This window comes from Shewanella livingstonensis, from assembly GCF_003855395.1.
Lineage (GTDB): Bacteria > Pseudomonadota > Gammaproteobacteria > Enterobacterales > Shewanellaceae > Shewanella > Shewanella livingstonensis.
On the sequence record NZ_CP034015.1, the window covers coordinates 607,026 to 627,500 of the forward strand.

General features: G+C 43.8%; 9 protein-coding genes, 3 tRNA genes and 5 rRNA genes (1 of these 17 cut by a window edge). 15 read left to right on the forward strand and 2 right to left on the reverse strand.

Annotated elements, in window-relative coordinates; genetic code table 11:
* The 5 genes from murC (at position 1) to lpxC (ending at position 5,907) form a co-directional block, all read left to right on the forward strand.
* Positions 1 to 1,455: a UDP-N-acetylmuramate--L-alanine ligase gene (gene murC, locus EGC82_RS02800; RefSeq protein WP_124729405.1), complete on the forward strand. Its 1,455-nt coding sequence runs from the start codon at positions 1 to 3 to the stop codon at positions 1,453 to 1,455.
* Between the two features lie 124 nt (positions 1,456 to 1,579).
* Positions 1,580 to 2,350 (forward strand): cell division protein FtsQ/DivIB, encoded by a 771-nt coding sequence (locus EGC82_RS02805; protein WP_124729406.1) that lies wholly within the window; start codon positions 1,580 to 1,582, stop codon positions 2,348 to 2,350.
* The gene (ftsA, locus tag EGC82_RS02810) at positions 2,347 to 3,582 is read left to right on the forward strand and encodes a cell division protein FtsA (protein ID WP_011639211.1); all 1,236 of its coding nucleotides are present in this window, start codon (positions 2,347 to 2,349) and stop codon (positions 3,580 to 3,582) included. Before EGC82_RS02805 ends, ftsA begins: the two co-directional genes overlap by 4 nt.
* Positions 3,583 to 3,608: 26 nt before the next feature.
* Positions 3,609 to 4,775 (forward strand): cell division protein FtsZ, encoded by a 1,167-nt coding sequence (gene ftsZ, locus EGC82_RS02815; protein ID WP_124729407.1) that lies wholly within the window; start codon positions 3,609 to 3,611, stop codon positions 4,773 to 4,775.
* Between the two features lie 211 nt (positions 4,776 to 4,986).
* Positions 4,987 to 5,907, forward strand: coding sequence for a UDP-3-O-acyl-N-acetylglucosamine deacetylase (gene lpxC / locus EGC82_RS02820; RefSeq protein ID WP_124729408.1), 921 nt, complete (start codon positions 4,987 to 4,989; stop codon positions 5,905 to 5,907).
* A 4-nt stretch (positions 5,908 to 5,911) separates the two neighbouring features.
* Here the strand turns inward: lpxC and EGC82_RS02825 are convergent, their stop codons facing one another.
* Entirely contained in the window at positions 5,912 to 6,364 is a 453-nt protein-coding gene (locus EGC82_RS02825) for a DUF721 domain-containing protein (protein WP_124729409.1), read from the reverse strand.
* A gap of 27 nt (positions 6,365 to 6,391) precedes the next feature.
* Between EGC82_RS02825 and EGC82_RS02830 the strand changes: the two genes are divergently transcribed.
* The 9 genes from EGC82_RS02830 (at position 6,392) to rrf (EGC82_RS02870) (ending at position 16,549) form a co-directional block, all read left to right on the forward strand.
* The gene (locus tag EGC82_RS02830) at positions 6,392 to 7,291 is read left to right on the forward strand and encodes a M23 family metallopeptidase (RefSeq protein WP_124729410.1); all 900 of its coding nucleotides are present in this window, start codon (positions 6,392 to 6,394) and stop codon (positions 7,289 to 7,291) included.
* 58 nt (positions 7,292 to 7,349) lie between these two features.
* Entirely contained in the window at positions 7,350 to 10,070 is a 2,721-nt protein-coding gene (gene secA, locus EGC82_RS02835) for a preprotein translocase subunit SecA (RefSeq protein ID WP_124729411.1), read from the forward strand.
* Between the two features lie 629 nt (positions 10,071 to 10,699).
* Positions 10,700 to 12,242 (forward strand): 16S ribosomal RNA (locus tag EGC82_RS02840).
* Between the two features lie 215 nt (positions 12,243 to 12,457).
* Positions 12,458 to 12,534: transfer RNA gene (locus EGC82_RS02845), tRNA-Ile, on the forward strand.
* Positions 12,535 to 12,684: 150 nt separating this feature from the next.
* Positions 12,685 to 12,760, forward strand: a tRNA-Ala gene (locus EGC82_RS02850).
* A gap of 363 nt (positions 12,761 to 13,123) precedes the next feature.
* Positions 13,124 to 16,028: ribosomal RNA gene (locus EGC82_RS02855) — 23S ribosomal RNA — on the forward strand.
* A gap of 147 nt (positions 16,029 to 16,175) precedes the next feature.
* Positions 16,176 to 16,291: ribosomal RNA gene (gene rrf / locus EGC82_RS02860) — 5S ribosomal RNA — on the forward strand.
* A gap of 30 nt (positions 16,292 to 16,321) precedes the next feature.
* Positions 16,322 to 16,397 (forward strand) — tRNA-Thr (locus EGC82_RS02865).
* A 36-nt stretch (positions 16,398 to 16,433) separates the two neighbouring features.
* Positions 16,434 to 16,549, forward strand: a 5S ribosomal RNA gene (gene rrf / locus EGC82_RS02870).
* Together the 16S, 23S and 5S rRNA genes with 3 tRNA genes alongside form the textbook arrangement of a ribosomal RNA operon.
* A gap of 88 nt (positions 16,550 to 16,637) precedes the next feature.
* Here the strand turns inward: rrf (EGC82_RS02870) and EGC82_RS02875 are convergent.
* Entirely contained in the window at positions 16,638 to 17,609 is a 972-nt protein-coding gene (locus EGC82_RS02875) for an IS1595 family transposase (RefSeq protein ID WP_124729412.1), read from the reverse strand.
* Positions 17,610 to 20,176: 2,567 nt separating this feature from the next.
* On the opposite strand from EGC82_RS02875, the gene EGC82_RS02880 reads away from it, so the two are divergent.
* Positions 20,177 to 20,475 (forward strand): 16S ribosomal RNA (locus EGC82_RS02880) (it continues 1,244 nt past the right edge of the window).

Consider the following 20,475-nt stretch of genomic DNA (forward strand, 5'->3'; position numbering starts at 1 on the left):
ATGACAAAAACAGAAAGATACGCGCAGCTTCGTAGCATGATCCCTGAAATGAGACGGATCAAACGCATTCATTTTGTGGGCATTGGTGGTGCCGGCATGGGCGGTATTGCAGAAGTGTTGGTAAACGAAGGTTACCAAGTGAGTGGCTCGGATATCGCAATAAATAGTGTCACTGAACGTCTAGCCAGTTTAGGCGCAAAAATCATTATTGGCCATCAGGCTCAAAGTGTGGAGGAAGTTGATGTGGTAGTTGTTTCTACAGCTATTAACCCACAAAACCCTGAAATTATAGCTGCCAAAGAATTACGTATTCCGATAGTGCGTCGCGCAGAAATGCTTGCCGAGTTAATGCGCTATCGCCATGGTGTTGCCATTGCGGGTACGCATGGTAAAACCACCACCACTAGCCTTATTGCCAGTGTGTATGGTCAAGCTGATCGCGACCCTACATTTGTGATTGGCGGCCTACTTAATAGTGCTGGTACCAATGCACGCTTAGGTACCAGTCGTTACCTTATTGCTGAAGCTGATGAAAGTGATGCAAGCTTTTTACATTTGCAGCCCATGGTGAGTGTGATCACTAATATTGAAGCTGATCATATGGACACTTATGGTGGCGATTTTGAAAAGTTGAAAAACACCTTTGTCGACTTTTTACATAATTTGCCTTTTTATGGCGTAGCCGTTATGTGCATTGATGATGAGGTTATTCGCGAAATCATGCCGCGTATTGGTCGACAAGTTGTCACCTATGGTTTTCGTGATGATGCCGATGTACAGGCGATTAATTTTTCTCAAAATGGCCATGAGTCAAGCTTTACGGTTAAACGCCATGGTAAAGACAATGTCGACATTGTACTTAATTTACCTGGTCAACATAACGTACTGAATGCATTAGCGGCGATTGCTGTCGCCAGTGAAGATGACATTGATGATAGTGCCATTGTGCAAGCACTTGCACAATTTGAAGGTATTGGTCGTCGTTTTCAGCATTTAGGTGAGTTTAAAACACCTAACGGTAGTGTGATGCTTGTAGATGATTACGGTCATCATCCAAGTGAAGTACTCGCAACCATTAAAGCTGCACGAGCCGGTTGGCCAGATAAACGTTTAGTTATGGCGTATCAGCCGCATCGCTACAGCCGTACACGTGACTTATATGAAGACTTTGTTGATGTGCTATCGCAAGTAGATTGTTTATTATTATTAGATGTTTATGCCGCCGGTGAAGCTCCTATCCCGGGAGCCGATGGACGAGCTTTATGTCGTTCAATTCGATTACGTGGCCAAATAGACCCTATTTTTATTGCCAGTCCAGATCAACTTGCAGCGGTATTGCCGGATGTATTGCAACATGGAGATTTATTTATGACGCAGGGCGCAGGTAATATTGGTACATTATCAAAAGAATTAGCTCAGAATAATCTGGGTTGTGAAGTAGGTGCAGAAGATTAATAAAGTGATTGATTTATCACCAATAATTGCGTGTGAAAATCGAGCTTTAAACCTTGTGGATTGGTCTATATAATGACCGATCTTTTGGGGTCAACTCCGGAACAATGTCAGAGGCGGATTTAAGGTGTCGTGGAGCGATAAAGGGCGGCAACTAAAATATAAATTGGCTCGTGTTAATTGGTATTTTTGCACTGGCGTACTGTTCTTATCCAGTGTGCTTGGCACCGTAGCATGGGGCGGCGTGCAACTACATGATCTGCTCAATGATGCAGATGCATTACCAATTGAAGCGGTAGCCATTAAAGGTGAGCGATCTTTTACCACCGATGACGAAATTAAAAACGCATTACAGTCATTAATGCAAAGTAGTTTTTTTAGCGCAGATGTAGTGGATGTACAAAAAGCATTAGAGGCTTTGCCGTGGGTTTATCATGCATCAGTAAGGCGAGAATGGCCTGCTAAGTTCAAGGTTACCTTGCAAGAGCAGCAAGCTGTAGCACATTGGAATGACGTGTCTTGGCTCAATATTAATGGTGAGGTCTTTGAGGCGTCAGCGCATCCAGAACATGATGCCTTACCCAAGTTGTCTGGCCCAGAAGGCACAGAAATGGAAGTATTGACCAGTTATCAGCAATTAGATGATTTATTGACAATAAACGAATTTAAGTTGGCCAGTTTACGCTTAAGTCCACGTCATGCGTGGCATGCGATACTGGCTAACGGGATTGAAATTGAGCTTGGGCGAGAAGACAAAATGTCACGGATCCAACGTTTTATTAATGTGTATCCTTCTTTGAAGCAAAGTGAAAAACCAGTTGCGACCGTTGATTTACGTTACGATACCGGGTTTGCTGTAGGTTGGGATGATTCAAAACAGAGAGTCGACAATAAATGACCAAAAATCAGGAAAGAAACCTCATTGTGGGGTTAGATATAGGGACATCCAAGGTCGCAGTGATCATTGGCGAAGTATTACCTGATGGTGAAATTAGTGTCATTGGTTTAGGTAATCATCCTTCCCGTGGCATGGATAAAGGCGGTGTAAATGATCTCGACTCTATTGTACGCAGTGTACAACGAGCGTTAGATCAAGCTGAATTAATGGCTGATTGTCAGGTGTCATCGGTGTACTTAAGCATTTCGGGTAAACATATTGCCTGTCAAAATGAAAATGGCATGGTGTCGATTAACGATGAAGAAGTTACTCAAGAAGACGTTGACAATGTAATCCATACGGCTCGCTCGGTTAAGATCCCGACAGAACGTCGTATTTTGCATGTCTTACCGCAGGAATATTCAATCGATGTTCAAGACGGCATTAAGAGCCCTATTGGTATGTCTGGTATGCGTATGGAAGCCAAAGCGCACATTGTGACTTGTGCTAACGACATGGCAAAGAATATTACCAAAAGTGTCGAACGTTGCGGATTGAAAGTCGACGATTTAGTGTTTTCTGGTATTGCATCTGCAGATTCCGTGCTCACAAATGATGAGAAAGATTTAGGCGTATGTATTGTTGATATTGGTGGTGGAACAACCGATATTGCTGTATACACCAACGGCGCATTACGTCATTGTGCGGTGATCCCAGTAGCGGGAAACCAAGTTACCAGTGACATTGCCAAAATATTCAGAACACCGTTAACGCATGCAGAACAAATTAAAGTGCAGTTTGCCAGTGCCAGAAGTTCAACGGTAAGTCGTGAAGACAGTATTGAAGTGCCATCAGTGGGTGGTCGTCCATCACGCAGTATGTCACGTCACACTCTGGCTGAAGTGGTAGAACCAAGATACCAAGAACTGTTTGAGTTAGTGCTTAAGCAGTTACAAGATAGCGGTCTAGAAGACCAAATAGCAGCAGGGATTGTGCTTACCGGAGGAACGTCCTCGATTTCGGGTGCCGTTGAGATTGCAGAAGCAACTTTTGGAATGCCAGTTCGTGTAGCGTCACCGCTACCAGTAAAAGGATTATACGAATATGTGGATCAACCTATTTATTCTACAGGAATAGGGTTGCTTCATTATGGCGCAAGGCGAGTTATCGAACGACAGTTCGAACGACCTGAGCGACAAGGGGTTACCAGCTTTTTGAATCGGGTCAAAAGTTGGTTTAAAGGTGAATTTTAATAACGCAGACAAATGGAGATCAGACAATGTTTGAGATCATGGACACTCATTCAGACGAAGCGGTGATTAAAGTCATCGGCGTCGGTGGCGGCGGCGGAAATGCTGTCGAACATATGGTAAAACACAGCATCGAAGGTGTTGAATTTATCGTTACAAATACAGATGCACAAGCACTACGTAAATCAAGTGCGGGTTCAACTATTCAGCTAGGTCGCGACGTGACCAAAGGTCTCGGTGCAGGTGCAAACCCTGATGTCGGCCGTCAAGCAGCTGAAGAAGACCGCGAAAATATTCGTGCGGCAATCAAAGGATCTGACATGATCTTTATCGCTGCTGGCATGGGTGGTGGTACCGGTACCGGTGCAGCTCCAGTCGTAGCAGAAATTGCACGTGAAGAAGGTATTCTAACGGTAGCAGTAGTGACTAAGCCTTTCCCATTTGAAGGCAAAAAGCGTATGGCGTACGCTGAGCTAGGTATTGCAGAATTAGCCAAACATGTTGACTCGTTAATTACTATTCCAAACGAAAAGTTATTAAAAGTACTTGGCCGTGGCACATCACTTCTTGATGCCTTTGCTGCAGCTAACAACGTGTTACTTGGTGCCGTTCAAGGCATCGCAGAGCTGATTACTCGCCCTGGTCTTATTAACGTCGATTTCGCCGATGTGAAAACCGTTATGTCTGAAATGGGTAATGCCATGATGGGTACCGGTGTTGCTCGTGGTGATGATCGCGCTGAAGAAGCTGCTGAAGCTGCCGTAGCGAGTCCATTACTTGAAGATATCGATTTAGCCGGCGCCCGCGGTGTGTTAGTTAACATTACTGCTGGTATGGATATCACCATTGAAGAGCTTGAAACCGTGGGTAATCACGTTAAAGCATATGCATCTGAGAATGCAACAGTGGTAGTTGGTGCGGTAATCGACCCTGAAATGAGTGATGAATTACGTGTAACTGTTGTGGCTACAGGTATTGGTGCTGAGAAAAAGCCAGACATTCAGTTAGTGTCTAAGCCTGTTGCTCGCCCAGAACCTGTTGTAATAGAGACTCGTCCAGAACCCGTTGATGAAGTCGTATCACAACAAAGTTACGCTGCGCCAAAAGGGAATACTGTTCCACAGCCACAACCTGCACAACGTACAGATGCTGATTATCTTGATATCCCAGCATTTTTGCGCAAACAAGCGGATTAATACACGGATAAAACGCGATGTTTTAGCGTGACTAATGAGCGTGATGTGCTAATAATGGTTGTTTTGTAAACAGGTTTACAGATTTGCTATCTGTTTGGCGTTTTTTTTGTGAAAAACCAAATTTATGGTAGCATGATGTACCAGTTATGTATGATAGCCTAAAGCTATTATTGCAACTATTTGTTTAATATTGATATTTATGGGCTACTGAATGATTTTTCAAAGAACTGTTCAAAAGATGGTAAAGAGCACTGGTGTCGGATTACATTCTGGCAACAAGGTGACTCTGTGCATTAAGCCCGCACCGGTAAATTCAGGGATTGTACTAAAGCGTACCGATCTTAGCCCAGTTGTGTCGATCCCAGCTAAGGCGGATATGGTTCGTGAAACAACAATGTGTACTGCCCTTGTTAATGATGCTGGTATTAGAATCTCAACCATTGAACATCTGTTTGCGGCACTTGCCGGCTTAGGCATCGATAATGCTATTATCGAAGTTGATGCACCAGAAATCCCGATTATGGATGGTAGTGCAAGCCCATTTGTGTTCTTACTGCAAAGTGCAGGTATAAAAGAACAAGCCGCAGCGAAAAAGTATATAAAAATCACCAAATCAGTGCGTGTTGAAGATGGTGATAAATGGGCCGAGCTAAAACCTTTTAAAGGTTTTAGAGTTGACTTTAAAATTGACTTTGCTCACCCAGAAATTGCTCGTAGTCAGCAACACATGGTGATGGACTTTTCGACATCAGCATTTGTGAAAGACATTAGTCGTGCCAGAACGTTTGGTTTTATGCGGGATATTGAATACCTACGTGCAAATAATCTTGCACTGGGTGGCAGCATGGAAAATGCCGTTGTACTTGACGAATATCGTGTATTAAATCCTGATGGTCTGCGTTATGAAGACGAATTCGTTAAGCATAAAATTCTCGATGCATTCGGTGACTTATATGTCGCTGGTCATGCTATTGTCGGTGAGTTTTCGGCTTACAAAACTGGTCATGCGTTAAACAACCAACTGGTACGTGCATTACTTGCTCAGCAAGATGCATGGGAGTTAGTCAGCTTTGACAAAGAGGCTGATGTGCCTGTCAGCTTCATGGTTCCGGGTGCATTAGCGCACGTTTAACCAGTTAAGATTGCCTATTACGGCTGGCTAATGCAGCCAGCCGTTTTAGTTTTATACCTAAAGAACCATCGACATGTTCTGCTAATGCTTCAATATGTTGTGCTGCAGTGGTACTGATCACATTTTGATTAACTTGAGATTGTGGTTTTGCCAAGGCAAGTCCAGGATTGACTTTTACCTCAATAGCGGTAAGCATCGGAAGCGTATCAGTTTGAAGCTGTTTTAATAGCTTCTGCTTTTGAAAATTTATTCTCGCAGCCCATGCTGCTGAAGTAGTTTCAATAACAAGAACACCCTGGCGGAGATTTGCAACTTTTAGCTGCTCAGCCACAGGACCATTTAACGTCTGTTTAACATAACGATTCAGATTATTAAGTAGTTCTGCTTTTTCGGCCAGTTCAGGCAGTCTCCCAGACAAATGAACTAAATTGCTGAGATCTTGAGGGGGCTTTTTCATATGATAATAAGATGGCTGAATTAGGCTATGAGTGTAACAGTTTTTATTCAAGGTCGAAATGGTGTAACGCGCTGGCAACCAAGTAAGCGTTGGTTACTCCTACCTATTATTCTAATGGCCACAGGCACAGGAATATATCAATATAGCACTGAGCGTTTTGCTAACCAACAAGCGAAAGTTGATGAGAACAAACAACTGCGCCAACAGCAAAAGCAACAAGTGGTAGAACTCAAAACTGCAACAGAAACCCAGCTGGCAACTTTGGTTGTTCATGTGGCAAAAATGCAGGCCAAAATCACCCGACTTGAAGCCCTTGGGCAGCAAGTAGCGCAAAATAACCTCCTTGATGATCAATTCGATTTCTCTACAGAAGTCGGTATCGGCGGGTTAAGCGAAATAGGCAATGGTGTCGAATTAAGTCAGCTTATCGATGAAATGAATAAGCTGGCATCTAGAATTGATAACAATAATGTTCAGCTATCACTACTTGAAACAGTAGCATCTAATCTCCATATAGATGAAGAACGTTATATATCAGGGCGGCCAATCGATAAAGGTTGGTTATCTTCGCCCTATGGTTTACGAAATGACCCTTTTAGTGGCCGACGAACAATGCATAAAGGTATTGATTTTGCCGGCAAGGAAGGGGCAGATGTTACCACGACTGCAGCAGGCGTTGTAACATGGTCAGGAAGCATGCTTGGATATGGTGAATTAGTCGAAATAGATCATGGTAATGGTCTTCGTACTCGCTATGGACATAATAAATCTCTGTCAGTAAACGTAGGTGACGTCGTTGCCAAAGGCGATAAAATTGCCAGTATGGGAAGCACAGGCCGTTCAACCGGCCCCCATGTGCATTACGAAGTGCTGCGTGGTAAACAACAAATAGATCCACAGAAATACGTCTACCGCAAAGCAAGTTAATAATATTAACGGTTAATGCGCTCAAATGAGCCAAACCTACAACAGATAAGTGATTAAGATGTTAGGCAAACTACTGACAAAAGTATTCGGAAGTCGCAACGACCGCACCCTGAAAAACCTTGGAAAAATTGTTACTCAAATTAATGCATTAGAAGCTGATTACGAAAAGCTTTCTGATCAAGAACTTAAAGCTAAAACAGCAGAGTTCAGAGCACGTCTAGAAAATGGCGAAACCCTAGATAACATCATGGCAGAAGCATTTGCTGTAGTACGTGAGGCATCAAAGCGTGTCTTTGACATGCGTCCATTTGATGTTCAATTACTTGGTGGCATGGTACTAGACAGCAATCGTATTGCTGAAATGCGAACCGGTGAAGGTAAAACTCTAACGGCAACTTTACCCGCATATCTTAACGGCATAACGGGTAAAGGCGTTCACGTTATTACTGTGAACGATTACCTAGCAACGCGTGATGCAGAGAACAACCGTCCACTATTTGAGTTCTTAGGATTAAGCGTTGGCATTAACATTGCTGGTTTAGGTTCATTCGAAAAGAAAGAGGCCTATAACGCAGATATTACCTATGGCACCAATAATGAATTTGGTTTTGATTATCTTCGCGATAACATGGCGTTTTCTCCACAAGAGCGCGTTCAACGACCATTGCACTATGCCCTTATTGATGAAGTTGACTCAATTTTAATTGATGAAGCACGTACACCTTTGATTATTTCCGGTGCTGCTGAAGACAGCTCTGAGCTGTACGCTAAAATCAATTTATTAATCCCAAGTCTAATTCCACAAGATAAAGAAGACACCGAAGACTATGTCGGCGAAGGTGATTACAGTATTGACGAAAAGGGTAAGCAGGTTCATTTAACTGAACGTGGTCAAGAGAAAGTTGAACTACTTTTAATTGAAAAAGGCATGTTAGCAGAAGGTGACTCGCTTTATTCTGCTACCAATATTTCTTTACTGCACCATGTTCATGCTGCACTGCGCGCACATACCTTATTTGAAAAAGATATCGACTATATTGTCAAAGATGATGAAGTCATTATTGTTGATGAACATACTGGCCGTACCATGCCTGGTCGTCGTTGGTCTGAAGGCTTGCATCAAGCTGTTGAAGCCAAAGAAGGCGCTAAAATTCAGAACGAAAACCAAACACTAGCTTCAATTACTTTCCAAAACTACTTCAGACAGTATGAAAAGCTTGCTGGCATGACAGGTACTGCAGATACTGAAGCATTCGAATTTCAACATATCTATGGTTTAGATACCGTTGTTGTTCCTACAAACCGCCCAATGGTACGTAATGATATGGCTGATTTGGTCTATCTAACTGCACCAGAGAAATATGCCGCTATCATTAAAGATATCGAAGGTTGCCGTGAACGTGGCCAACCTGTACTGGTCGGTACGGTATCTATTGAGCAATCAGAGCTGCTCAATTCATTATTGAAAAAAGCTAATATTCCACATAGTGTGTTAAACGCTAAGTTTCATGAAAAAGAAGCCGAGATTGTTGCTCAGGCCGGCAGTTTAGGTGCAGTGACTATTGCAACCAACATGGCAGGTCGTGGTACAGATATCGTATTAGGCGGTAACTGGAACATGGAAATTGAAGCGCTAGATAATCCAACAGCAGATCAGAAAGCTAAAATTAAAGCTGATTGGCAAATACGTCATAATGAAGTGCTTGCAGCGGGTGGTTTACACATCTTAGGTACAGAACGTCACGAATCTCGTCGTATTGATAATCAGTTACGAGGCCGTGCTGGTCGTCAAGGAGATGCAGGCTCTTCACGTTTCTACTTGTCGATGGAAGACAGTTTAATGCGTATTTTCGCATCTGACCGTGTATCTGGCATGATGAAAAAGCTCGGTATGGAAGAGGGTGAGGCTATCGAGCATCCTTGGGTATCCCGTGCGATTGAAAATGCACAACGTAAAGTAGAAGCGCGTAACTTTGATATTCGTAAGCAATTGCTTGAATACGATGATGTCGCTAACGATCAACGCCAAGTCGTTTATGCACAGCGTAATGAGTTAATGGATGCTGAAAGTATTCAAGATACTATTCAGAATATTGAACAAGATGTCATTAGTGGAATTGTTGATCAATATATTCCACCTCAGTCACTTGAAGAGCTCTGGGATGTTACTGGCCTTGAACAGCGTCTTGGTAATGAATTTGGTTTAAAGCTAACGATTCAAGAATGGTTAGATAAAGATGATAATCTGCATGAAGAAACGTTGCGTGAACGTATTCTAATGTCATGGACTGAATCATATAAAGCTAAAGAAGAAATGGTTGGTGCGCAAGTATTACGTCAATTCGAAAAAGCGGTAATGCTACAAACACTTGACGGACTATGGAAAGAGCACTTAGCTGCAATGGATCATCTGCGCCAAGGTATCCATTTGCGTGGTTATGCACAGAAAAATCCAAAGCAAGAATATAAGCGTGAATCGTTTGAGCTATTTCAGCAACTGCTTGAAACACTAAAGCATGATGTCATCAGTGTGCTATCTAAAGTGCAAATACAAGCCCAGTCTGATGTAGACGAAATGGAACAACGTCGCCGTGAAGAGGACGAAAAGATCAAACTTGCTTATCAGCACGCATCGGCAGAAGTCCTAGGTAGTGAAGATGAACAACCTATCAAAGCGCCTCAAACCGTGATCCGTGAAGGTGAGAAGGTTGGCCGTAACGATCCATGTCCATGTGGTTCTGGTCAAAAGTACAAACAATGTCACGGTAAACTCAGTTAATCCTCAATATATTATTGATGTTAGCTAAAAAAGGTAGCGATTATTCGCTACCTTTTTTGTTTCTGCCATTCCAAAAGTGATTGATAAATTGACCTATTGTGGATAACTTTGGGGGTAAATGGTGGGTATCATGTTGTTAAGTCGATAAATGAATAAAAGATCATTTTTTTGCACAAAAGCGCTTGCACTAAATCTTAAGCTGCCTATAATGCGCATCCACTGACACGGCATACAGCGAAAGCGAAAACCGGTTAGGGTTATCACCGACCACTTAGTGGTGTTGATAACCGGCAAAAAGAAGTTTGAAAAAACACTTGACGCCACAAAGGGAATGCGTAGAATACGCACCCCAAGCCAACGACCTAGCGTCTTATGGCGATGTCTGAAAAATCGACATCACGCTCTTTAACAATTTATCAAGTAATCTGTGTGGACATTCACAGGTATTGAGTTATTCGAAATTGTCTTCTGTTCTTCGGAATGTTGGCAATCAAAAAATTTAAACTCAATGCAACGATGAGTGTTCATAGTAATATGTACAAACGTTATCTAGGTTCTTCGGGATTTAGAAAACAAAATCAGAATTCATTGAGCCGATACATTCTTAAGGGGATGTGTCAAAAGAACTTTAATTGAAGAGTTTGATCATGGCTCAGATTGAACGCTGGCGGCAGGCCTAACACATGCAAGTCGAGCGGTAACACAAGGGAGCTTGCTCCTGAGGTGACGAGCGGCGGACGGGTGAGTAATGCCTAGGGATCTGCCCAGTCGAGGGGGATAACAGTTGGAAACGACTGCTAATACCGCATACGCCCTACGGGGGAAAGGAGGGGACCTTCGGGCCTTCCGCGATTGGATGAACCTAGGTGGGATTAGCTAGTTGGTGAGGTAATGGCTCACCAAGGCGACGATCCCTAGCTGTTCTGAGAGGATGATCAGCCACACTGGGACTGAGACACGGCCCAGACTCCTACGGGAGGCAGCAGTGGGGAATATTGCACAATGGGGGAAACCCTGATGCAGCCATGCCGCGTGTGTGAAGAAGGCCTTCGGGTTGTAAAGCACTTTCAGTAGGGAGGAAAGGTGATGTGTTAATAGCACATTGCTGTGACGTTACCTACAGAAGAAGGACCGGCTAACTCCGTGCCAGCAGCCGCGGTAATACGGAGGGTCCGAGCGTTAATCGGAATTACTGGGCGTAAAGCGTGCGCAGGCGGTTTGTTAAGCCAGATGTGAAATCCCCGGGCTCAACCTGGGAATTGCATTTGGAACTGGCGAACTAGAGTCTTGTAGAGGGGGGTAGAATTCCAGGTGTAGCGGTGAAATGCGTAGATATCTGGAGGAATACCGGTGGCGAAGGCGGCCCCCTGGACAAAGACTGACGCTCATGCACGAAAGCGTGGGGAGCAAACAGGATTAGATACCCTGGTAGTCCACGCCGTAAACGATGTCTACTCGGAGTTTGGTGACTTAGTCACTGGGCTCCCAAGCTAACGCATTAAGTAGACCGCCTGGGGAGTACGGCCGCAAGGTTAAAACTCAAATGAATTGACGGGGGCCCGCACAAGCGGTGGAGCATGTGGTTTAATTCGATGCAACGCGAAGAACCTTACCTACTCTTGACATCCACAGAAGAGACTAGAGATGGACTTGTGCCTTCGGGAACTGTGAGACAGGTGCTGCATGGCTGTCGTCAGCTCGTGTTGTGAAATGTTGGGTTAAGTCCCGCAACGAGCGCAACCCCTATCCTTATTTGCCAGCACGTAATGGTGGGAACTCTAGGGAGACTGCCGGTGATAAACCGGAGGAAGGTGGGGACGACGTCAAGTCATCATGGCCCTTACGAGTAGGGCTACACACGTGCTACAATGGCGTATACAGAGGGTTGCAAAGCCGCGAGGTGGAGCTAATCTCACAAAGTACGTCGTAGTCCGGATCGGAGTCTGCAACTCGACTCCGTGAAGTCGGAATCGCTAGTAATCGTGGATCAGAATGCCACGGTGAATACGTTCCCGGGCCTTGTACACACCGCCCGTCACACCATGGGAGTGGGCTGCAAAAGAAGTGGGTAGTTTAACCTTCGGGAGAACGCTCACCACTTTGTGGTTCATGACTGGGGTGAAGTCGTAACAAGGTAGCCCTAGGGGAACCTGGGGCTGGATCACCTCCTTACCTATACGACTAACTCAATACCTAAAGTGCAGCGATGCATGTGAGTGTTCACACAGATTACTTGATAGAAGAAAGAGAAAGATATCGAAAGGTATTTTTGAGGATTTTGATTGTTAATCAAGGCGCTTGAGAAGAGAGGAAGGATGTGTAGTTCACTACATGACGACCGAGCGACGAAAGCAACGCTGAGTAACAGTTAAAAGACCAAAAAGAATGGGTCTGTAGCTCAGCTGGTTAGAGCGCACCCCTGATAAGGGTGAGGTCGGTGGTTCAAGTCCACTCTGACCCACCAAATCTTCATTTTATCTGCGTTAATTAAATACTCGTTTAGACTCTTGTAATAAGAGAGGAAACGTCGCATTGAATTAACTTGCTAAAGTTCGATTTGGGTTCGCCAATCTTATGATTGGATACTTGATATTTATCTCAACTGCATGTAAATGGGGCTATAGCTCAGCTGGGAGAGCGCCTGCCTTGCACGCAGGAGGTCTGCGGTTCGATCCCGCATAGCTCCACCATTTACACTTATCTTGATAGATAAGCATATGCATTGGTCAGAGATGCCAAAGATAAACGAAATTTTATCTTTGGCTTTTTTTAGCCCGCTCTTTAACAATTTGGAAAGCTGATAGTACTAACTAAAGGCGCATGGATGATGATTCGTTGTCATTCGTGTGATTATGTTAGTGCGAAAAACGTTAATGCGAAAGCATTAACACTTGAGTTCTCAACACACTGTTTAAGTGTCTTGAATATTCTAAAAGACTAAGGCGAGTCCACTTCCTGGTCGGGAGTGAGACAAGTAAAAACCAGCTGGTCATGATATGACCCAGAGCTCTTCTCTTGTTAATTCAAGGGTGTGAAACTCATTTGGGTTGTATGGTTAAGTGACCAAGCGTATACGGTGGATGCCTTGGCAGTCAGAGGCGATGAAGGACGTAATAACTTGCGAAAAGCGTTGGCGAGCTAGTAATAAGCATTTGAGCTAACGATATCCGAATGGGGAAACCCGGCCACATAAGTGGTCATCATAACGTGAATACATAGCGTTATGAGGCAAACCCGGGGAACTGAAACATCTAAGTACCCGGAGGAAAAGAAATCAACCGAGATTCCCCTAGTAGCGGCGAGCGAACGGGGATTAGCCCTTAAGTCTATGGGGTGTTAGTGGAATGTGTTGGAAAGCACAGCGGCACAGGGTGATAGCCCCGTACATGAAAACTAACCATAGATGAAAACGAGTAAGGCGGGACACGTGACATCCTGTTTGAATATGGGGGGACCATCCTCCAAGGCTAAATACTCCTGACTGACCGATAGTGAACCAGTACCGTGAGGGAAAGGCGAAAAGAACCCCTGTGAGGGGAGTGAAATAGAACCTGAAACCGTATACGTACAAGCAGTGGGAGCGGTTCTTGAGACCGTGACTGCGTACCTTTTGTATAATGGGTCAGCGACTTACATTTTGTAGCGAGGTTAAGCGAATAGCGGAGCCGTAGGGAAACCGAGTGTTAACTGCGCGTTTAGTTGCAAGGTGTAGACCCGAAACCGAGTGATCTAGCCATGGGCAGGTTGAAGGTTGAGTAACATCAACTGGAGGACCGAACCGACTTATGTTGAAAAATGAGCGGATGACTTGTGGCTGGGGGTGAAAGGCCAATCAAACTCGGAGATATCTGGTTCTCCTCGAAAGCTATTTAGGTAGCGCCTCGAGCGAATACCATTGGGGGTAGAGCACTGTTAAGGCTAGGGGGTCATCCCGACTTACCAACCCTTTGCAAACTCCGAATACCAATGAGTACTACTCGGGAGACAGACAGCGGGTGCTAACGTCCGTTGTCAAAAGGGAAACAACCCAGACCGTCAGCTAAGGTCCCAAAGTACTAGCTAAGTGGGAAACGATGTGGGAAGGCTTAGACAGCTAGGATGTTGGCTTAGAAGCAGCCATCATTTAAAGAAAGCGTAATAGCTCACTAGTCGAGTCGGCCTGCGCGGAAGATTTAACGGGGCTAAGCTAGTCACCGAAGCTACGGGTGCATTTCATTAGAAGTGCGCGGTAGAGGAGCGTTCTGTAAGCCGTTGAAGGTGAAGGGGTAACCCACGCTGGAGGTATCAGAAGTGCGAATGCTGACATGAGTAACGATAAAGGGAGTGAAAAACTCCCTCGCCGAAAGACCAAGGGTTCCTGTCCAACGTTAATCGGGGCAGGGTGAGTCGACTCCTAAGGCGAGGCCGAAAGGCGTAGTCGATGGGAAACAGATTAATATTTCTGTACTTCTGCTAACTGCGATGGAGAGACGGAGAAGGCTAGGCTAGCGCGGCGTTGGTAGTCCGCGTTTAAGGTGGTAGGTTGATTTCTTAGGCAAATCCGGGAAATCGTACTTTAATGTACAGGCTGAGAGCTGATGACGAGTCACTAAGGTGATGAAGTAGTTGATGCCATGCTTCCAGGAAAATCTTCTAAGCTTCAGGTTAGTAGGAATCGTACCCCAAACCGACACAGGTGGTCGGGTAGAGAATACCAAGGCGCTTGAGAGAACTCGGCTGAAGGAACTAGGCAAAATGGTACCGTAACTTCGGGAGAAGGTACGCTGCTGTTGGTGATGGGACTTGCTCCCTAAGCTGACGGCAGTCGCAGATACCAGGTGGCTGCAACTGTTTATCAAAAACACAGCACTGTGCAAAATCGCAAGATGACGTATACGGTGTGACGCCTGCCCGGTGCCGGAAGGTTAATTGATTGGGTTATCTTCGGAGAAGCTCATGATCGAAGCCCCGGTAAACGGCGGCCGTAACTATAACGGTCCTAAGGTAGCGAAATTCCTTGTCGGGTAAGTTCCGACCTGCACGAATGGCGTAATGATGGCCACGCTGTCTCCAGCCGAGACTCAGTGAAGTTGAAATTGCGGTGAAGATGCCGTATACCCGCGGCTAGACGGAAAGACCCCGTGAACCTTTACTATAGCTTGGCACTGAACATTGAACCTACATGTGTAGGATAGGTGGGAGACTTTGAAGCTTGGACGCTAGTCTGAGTGGAGTCAATCTTGAAATACCACCCTTGTAGTTTTGATGTTCTAACTCTGGCCCCTTATCGGGGTTGAGGACAGTGCCTGGTGGGTAGTTTGACTGGGGCGGTCTCCTCCCAAAGAGTAACGGAGGAGCACGAAGGTTGGCTAAGTACGGTCGGACATCGTACGGTTAGTGCAATGGCATAAGCCAGCTTAACTGCGAGACATACACGTCGAGCAGGTACGAAAGTAGGTCATAGTGATCCGGTGGTTCTGAATGGAAGGGCCATCGCTCAACGGATAAAAGGTACTCCGGGGATAACAGGCTGATACCGCCCAAGAGTTCATATCGACGGCGGTGTTTGGCACCTCGATGTCGGCTCATCACATCCTGGGGCTGAAGTCGGTCCCAAGGGTATGGCTGTTCGCCATTTAAAGTGGTACGCGAGCTGGGTTCAGAACGTCGTGAGACAGTTCGGTCCCTATCTGCCGTGGGCGTTGGATGATTGAGGGGAGCTGCTCCTAGTACGAGAGGACCGGAGTGGACGAACCGCTGGTGTTCGGGTTGTCATGCCAATGGCATTGCCCGGTAGCTACGTTCGGAATCGATAACCGCTGAAAGCATCTAAGCGGGAAGCGAGCCCCAAGATGAGTCATCCCTAGAGCTTTAAGCTCTCTAAAGGGCCGTAGGAGACTACTACGTTGATAGGCAAGGTGTGTAAGCGTTGTGAGGCGTTGAGCTAACTTGTACTAATGACCCGTGAGGCTTAACCATACAACCCAGATGGGTTTTACTGACCTTAGTGTTAGAATGAAGCGCTTAAACGGTGTGAAGAGACTCAAAGTAAGATAGAAGCAATCAGCTTTCCGAATTATTATTTAATGCCTAATGAAGAGTTAGTGTGTTAGATATGCAAATTTGTCTGGAAACCATAGAGCTGTGGCACCACCTGATCCCATTCCGAACTCAGAAGTGAAACACAGTATCGCCGATGGTAGTGTGGGGTCTCCCCATGCGAGAGTAGGTCATTTCCAGGCGCCTAATAAGCTCAAGTAGTAGATAGTTTTGCTGATATGGCTCAGTTGGTAGAGCGCATCCTTGGTAAGGATGAGGTCCCCAGTTCGATTCTGGGTATCAGCACCAAGAATAATCTAGTGTAATGTCCTAGAAAAAAGTTTGTCTGGAAACCATAGAGCTGTGGCACCACCTGATCCCATTCCGAACTCAGAAGTGAAACACAGTATCGCCGATGGTAGTGTGGGGTCTCCCCATGCGAGAGTAGGTCATTTCCAGGCGCATAATTGACTTGCAAGAGTCGTAAAACAGCCCGCTATTATATAGCGGGCTTTTTTACGTCTGTAATTTAAGCATATTGAAACATGGCTATGTTCCATAATACTGTTGTCTACCGTAAGCGGACAACAGTATTTGCCGTTTATTTAGCTTTGCGCTGCTTTCCTTAAACCAAGCGAGATAATTCGATAAATATTTTGTAGCTACTCCCTTCATACTTCCGTTTACCCAGGCTTTAAAATTCGCTATTGCACCATTGACAGTCTGAATGTGATAAATATTATCCATCACTCTGATTTTCCCATTTATCAATCGCTTATGGTCACAGTGCTTTAGTTTGGCTATCTTCACATATGCCCATGCACCATCGCTGCAAAGCACTGAATTTTCTTCAATGTTTTCAGTAAGATTAATGGATATTTCTGAAGACGTATCAGCAGATAAAATTGGCGCTATCATGTGTTTACTGCGGTCAATGGAAAGAAGCACCGCAACTTGGCCTTCTTTAGTACGTTTATCAATATCACCACCGCGCTTTCTGGCTTTTTGACCTGAACCGAGTGTTTTATTACCTTTTTCAGAATAGGCAAGAAAGAATTCATCAACCTCGATAATGCCCGATAGTTTGTCATCATTTTTCCCTGCCTGAGCCTGAAGAAATCGATGTCGCCATAAAAAGGCTGTTTTAAGATTAATACCACAGACTCTAGCCGCCTGCCTCAGCGTTAACCGCAACGCCATACAGTGGGCATACTCGACCCAAATGCAGCTCTTATGCAGCCTAGCTAGCGGGGTATTAGTCTTGTTGTTAAACGTTTTACTGCAGCTATTGCAGCGATATCGTTGTACTCCACCTGCTTTCCCCCACTTTTTGAACTGGCTTGAATCGCAGTGTGGACACTGCGATTTTGAATCAAAAAGTGGTTGGAACAGCTCATCTATAGGGATTTCGGTATCTAATGCTTGAATTGACTGGTGAACTACCTCTCTCTGAGCTGGAGTCATAAAGATAAGTGCTTTTGTTATCTGGTTAAGTTTACTCACAAATAATTTTGCTTTCATTTCCTTTACCCTCAATCAGTTAGCTTCACTCATTAAGTATAGACAACATTTACCTACAACAGCGCCTGAAACATAGATGATTCCAACCAGTGCAAACTAGATTGAAATATGACTGCAGTGTGGCCGTTCTGCCCATGCGTCTCTTACGAAGATAAAAAAGTAGATCATTTCTAGGCGCCTAATTGACTTGCTCGCGTTGTGAAACATGTTGTTATTACATAACGAACTTTTTAAGTCTGTAATTTGAGGCAATAAACTGCGTGAAAACATGACTGGCAGTGCGAGCCATTAATACATGCGCCCCTTCGAGATAAAAAACGTATGATACATCCTGGAGAATAAACACTTCGTTTATTTATGTTAGTAGTAGATTATTTCAAGGTGTATAACAGACTTGGAATAGTCATGAAACTGCCCGTTATTATCGAGTTGTTTATTAGTTATGTGTAAATTTACCTAAGTTATCATGCTGTCATCTCTAGCGTGACGAACCTATGTATCTGTAAACAACCATGCCAAAAATCTGTGCATCAGTAACAATAAATTGAATAACCCTCTATCTTATAAAAAATAGAAGGTTTTAGTCGATAAAATCATTCTATATTGCCAATTCCTATAATTAGCGATGAAAATGAGTAAGCTTAAAAATCATTCAACATCCTACTTTAATTGAATACATTAGAATGGTCGGAGTGTTAGCTTTTGATCGCGTTATTCAGGCTAGTTCTGGCGGCATCTATTAACCAGTTAATAGAAGATAGCATTACAGCACCAAGTTCGCTTTACTCAAGCAAGAGCATCATTTCGATAGTCATCTCTTTAAATTCGTCAATTGACCTTGAGAATTTTTACCTACATTAACTCTCAGGCACTCAGTGTACTTAGCAATAGTTCATTTCGGTAATCTATTGATAGATGAAGCCAAAAGTTAAGTAACAATATCATGACGACTTATTATGGGATAAATTCCTGTTGTAAAGTATTTAAACCACAACCCAAAGGCTAAATACGCTGTAACCAATACTATAATTTCAATATTGATGACACTTGTGAGCGTCGATAATGTTTATCTTTATTTGCTGGATATTCTCGGTGCTACTGTTGGTATTAATTTATCGTATCAGTCATGTCTAACCGAAAGAAAATGAAATTAACGGTCTATTCTTGATAGCTAAATCATAGAGGGAAGTATTAAGTTTAATGAGCCTTGTTCATTATGAGTCTAGATAGAGAAGAGATATATGTTCAAGCATAGAAAAATTTTAGATATTTTTCGAGTTTACCTTGCCACCCTTCTTAACAATAGCTTTCATCCTAAACTCCATATCGTATGATTCACTAATGTAGTGTGTATTTCCATTTATCTTGAATGACCATCTGTATCTGTTTATGAGGATAAATTAAAAGTTCCTCTTAAATATACTTTATTATCTAGTTTCTGAAGATATGTCCACATAATGCAAATCCTATTAAAGCTTTAATTTGTCAGCTTACCGATTAAAGATTAAATTTCGTAATCACATAGAAGAGTTTATTGCTAATAGTGCCAATTTCTCATTTTCCGTCATTATATTCAAGTGTAGAACCGGTTAGTGCTCATTGGGAGTCTTTACTATCGAATTTATCTCTATATAGTTCGATTCGTCCCACCACAAACTTACGATTAGAGTTGAATATAGTTTTAGAGTTGGTTGTTACTATCAAAACCTATGTTACTTAATAAATTATGATGCTAACGCTTTCATTGGGAAAAATAATAAAGCCTACTGCACCCTTATCGAGGTATATGGTCGCAATATTCAATAGTTGTCTCTGTTAATCAATTTATTTAACCAAGTAAATAACACAAAAGTGGTGCAGCTATTATAGTTCGGAAGGCTTTCAACATGTTTTGTGATCCATTTTTCATTAGGCTTAGGCTATTCCTTTAATGTTATGATGTTTTTTTAGATAATTTTAATGAGTTAAGCTCGAGTTTTAACAGGATTATCCAATCTTAATATGGGTTAAATTCAGATTAGTTGATGCATGATTGTGGATAAACCTGTGGGTAAGGTGTTCCTAAGATGGTGTTAAGTAGAGTATAAAAACTAATTAATAAATACGTCAAAAAAGGCCTTGCACAAAATCTTGTGTTGCCTATAATGCGCATCCACTGACACGGCAGACAGCGAAAGCGGTCACCGAGTTGGGTTGAGTTAAGTGGTTAATAACACTGAATTCAAGGCGAAAAGAAAGTTTGAAAAAACACTTGACGCCGACACGGGAAAGCGTAGAATACGCACCCCAAGCCAACGACCTAGCGTCTTATGGCGATGTCTGAAAAATCGACATCACGTTCTTTAACAATCTAAACAAGAAATCTGTGTGGACATTCACAGGTATTGAGTTATTCGAAATTGTCTTCTGTTCTTCGGAATGTTGGCAATCAAAAAATTTAAACTCAATGCAACGATGAGTGTTCATAGTAATATGTACAAACGTTATCTAGGTTCTTCGGGATTTAGAAAACAAAATCAGAATTCATTGAGCCGATACATTCTTAAGGGGATGTGTCAAAAGAACTTTAATTGAAGAGTTTGATCATGGCTCAGATTGAACGCTGGCGGCAGGCCTAACACATGCAAGTCGAGCGGTAACACAAGGGAGCTTGCTTCTGAGGTGACGAGCGGCGGACGGGTGAGTAATGCCTAGGGATCTGCCCAGTCGAGGGGGATAACAGTTGGAAACGACTGCTAATACCGCATACGCCCTACGGGGGAAAGGAGGGGACCTTCGGGCCTTCCGCGATTGGATGAACCTAGGTGGGATTAGCTAGTTGGTGAGGTAATGGCTCACCAAGGCGACGATCCCTAGCTGTTCTGAG

Coding starts and splice junctions, on each gene's coding strand:
- ftsA (WP_011639211.1), top strand. CDS start 2,347: ATGACCAAAAATCAGGAAAGAAACCTCATTGTGGGGTTAGATATAGGG.
- EGC82_RS02825 (WP_124729409.1), bottom strand. CDS start 6,364: ATGAAAAAGCCCCCTCAAGATCTCAGCAATTTAGTTCATTTGTCTGGG.
- murC (WP_124729405.1), top strand. CDS start 1: ATGACAAAAACAGAAAGATACGCGCAGCTTCGTAGCATGATCCCTGAA.
- EGC82_RS02875 (WP_124729412.1), bottom strand. CDS start 17,609: ATGAAAGCAAAATTATTTGTGAGTAAACTTAACCAGATAACAAAAGCA.
- secA (WP_124729411.1), top strand. CDS start 7,350: ATGTTAGGCAAACTACTGACAAAAGTATTCGGAAGTCGCAACGACCGC.
- EGC82_RS02830 (WP_124729410.1), top strand. CDS start 6,392: ATGAGTGTAACAGTTTTTATTCAAGGTCGAAATGGTGTAACGCGCTGG.
- lpxC (WP_124729408.1), top strand. CDS start 4,987: ATGATTTTTCAAAGAACTGTTCAAAAGATGGTAAAGAGCACTGGTGTC.
- ftsZ (WP_124729407.1), top strand. CDS start 3,609: ATGTTTGAGATCATGGACACTCATTCAGACGAAGCGGTGATTAAAGTC.